This window comes from Halorubrum sp. SD690R (genome assembly GCF_005435035.1).
In the GTDB taxonomy this organism is placed as follows: Archaea; Halobacteriota; Halobacteria; order Halobacteriales; family Haloferacaceae; genus Halorubrum; species Halorubrum ezzemoulense.
On record NZ_SGTV01000085.1, the window covers coordinates 1 to 1,403 of the forward strand.

Annotated in this window: 1 protein-coding gene; it reads left to right on the top strand. The window is 56.4% G+C overall.

Features of this window, described 5'->3' with window-relative positions; genetic code table 11:
- Nucleotides 1–115 precede the first annotated feature (115 nt).
- On the top strand, nucleotides 116–1,390 hold the full coding sequence (locus tag EXE41_RS18480) for an IS4 family transposase (protein ID WP_089308101.1): 1,275 nt from the start codon (nucleotides 116–118) through the stop codon (nucleotides 1,388–1,390).
- Nucleotides 1,391–1,403 lie beyond the last annotated feature (13 nt).

A 1,403-nucleotide genomic window follows, 5' to 3' on the forward strand; every position in this document is an offset into this window, starting at 1 on the left:
CATTCGTCTTTAGCTAAGCGAAGAACCGCATGACAGCAGCGGCTTATCGAGGCTACTTTTTGAGAGGAATGAGGAGGCGGCAAGTGTGCACCAAGACGCCTCCTCATCAAGAATCATGCGTCGGCTTACTACACTGTTTCCCTCTGAGTTCCTCGAAGAGCACGCCGAGGAACTCGGCGTGGTCGAGCGTGAGGGCAAACTTCAGATTCCCGTCCTCGTGTGGGCGCTCGTGTTCGGCTTCGCCGCAGGCGAGAGCCGAACACTCGCTGGGTTCAGACGTAGCTACAACTCCACAGCCGATGAGACGATCTCTCCTGGTGGCTTCTATCACCGGTTGACGCCGTCACTTACAGAGTATCTCCGCGACCTCGTCGAGCGTGGTCTCGACGAGGTCGCTGTTCCCGACGCTGTTGACGCTGATATCGACCGATTCAGGGACGTGATGATCGCTGATGGAACGGTGTTGCGGTTACACGAGTTTCTTTCCGACGAGTTCCAAGCTCGCCACGAGGAGCAGGCTGGAGCGAAGCTCCACCTGCTCCACAATGCCACCGATCAGACGATTGAACGGATTGACGTGACCGATGAAAAAGCGCACGACAGCACGTTGTTCAAGACGGGATCGTGGCTACATGGACGGCTAGTTTTGTTCGACCTAGCGTACTTCAAGTACCGCCGCTTTGCGCTGATCGACGAGAACGACGGCTACTTTGTGAGCCGGTTGAAGCAGAACGCGAATCCGGTGATAACAGAGGAGTTACGGGAATGGCGCGGGCGCGCCATTCCCTTAGAAGGGGAGAAGGTCCACGACGTAGTCAGTGATCTCTCGCGGGAGTACATTGACGTAGAGGTCGAAGCGGAGTTCAAGCGGGGTCAGTACGAGGGAACACGGTCGCTAGACACGAAGCGGTTCCGCGTCGTCGGCGTCCGGGACGAGGACGCCGACGACTACCATCTGTACATCACAAATCTACCGAGAGAAGAGTTTCTCCCGGCAGATCTAGGGACGCTGTATCGGTGTCGATGGGAGGTAGAAACGCTGTTTCGTGAGTTGAAGACTCAATATGAACTAGATGAGTTCGACACGAGCAACCCTGTTGTGGTGGAGATTTTGCTGTATGCGGCGTTGCTATCGCTGCTAGTGAGCCGTGAGTTGTTGGATCTGGTCTCCGAGCAGGCTGACGACGAGATTGTGTTTCCACCGGAACGCTGGGCGGCGACCTTCCGGTCGCACGCCCAGCTCATTCTTCACGAACTCGGTGAGTTCCTCGGCTACTCACCACCGCCGCTGTTGGAGCGGCTGATCGAAGACGCACAGAAGATCCACCAGCAACGACCGATCTTACAAGAGACGCTCGCTACCGCTACTCAACCAAGGTGTGAGGCTTAGCTAAAGACGAATG

What these genes read in the sequence shown, in the direction of transcription:
- EXE41_RS18480 (WP_089308101.1), top strand. Translation starts at nt 116, where the DNA reads ATGCGTCGGCTTACTACACTGTTTCCCTCTGAGTTCCTCGAAGAGCAC.